Here is a 656-nt window from a genome sequence, read left to right on the forward strand (position 1 = left end):
ATGCTTCAAGAAGTGCTGGTCTTGCTTTTGAAACTAGAGCTAGAATATTATTTGGCACTTTAATGACTGGTAAAAAATTCTTCTACAGCCATTATCAGCATGCTCTAAAAGTGAGAAAACTAATGCAAATGGACTTTGATAATGCATTCAAAAATGTTGATATCATAATATCTCCAACTTCTCCTATAACTGCAGGTCTTTTAGGTACAAGAGACCAAACAGACAGTGCTTTAGGTTTCTTAGCAGATAGTTATGCTTCTAATATTAACTTGGTAGGTCTTCCTGCTATGAGCGTGCCTTGCGGAGTTGATAAAAACAATATGCCTATAGGTATACAGTTTATAGCTAAGCAGTTTGATGAGGCTTCTATGTTTAAAATGGCTTATGCTCATGAAATAAATTACAAATAATTATAGTTTTAATAAAAATATAAAGGGCTTTTACTATTATTAATAGTTTAAGCTCTTTATTTTTATATTAATAAATTTTTTCATATTATTAAATAAAAATATTGATTTGCTATATCTTTTTTAAAAATAATTTATATATTATTATATTATTTTGTTGAGGGAAAATAAAATGATATTATTGGTTTATTCAATGCCTTTTTTGGTTTATTTATGTTCCAGTATATTTTCAACAGTTTTAGTTATTAA

The 656-nt window shown here is 27.1% G+C and carries 1 protein-coding gene; it reads left to right on the forward strand.

Going from position 1 to position 656, the window contains the following annotated elements:
- On the forward strand, positions 1–410 hold a 410-nt coding region (locus tag GQX97_RS13695), incomplete at its 5' end, for an amidase family protein (RefSeq protein WP_255447432.1).
- Positions 411–656: the final 246 nt, after the last annotated feature.

Origin of the sequence: Brachyspira sp. SAP_772 (assembly GCF_009755885.1) — a bacterium.
GTDB lineage: Bacteria > Spirochaetota > Brachyspiria > Brachyspirales > Brachyspiraceae > Brachyspira.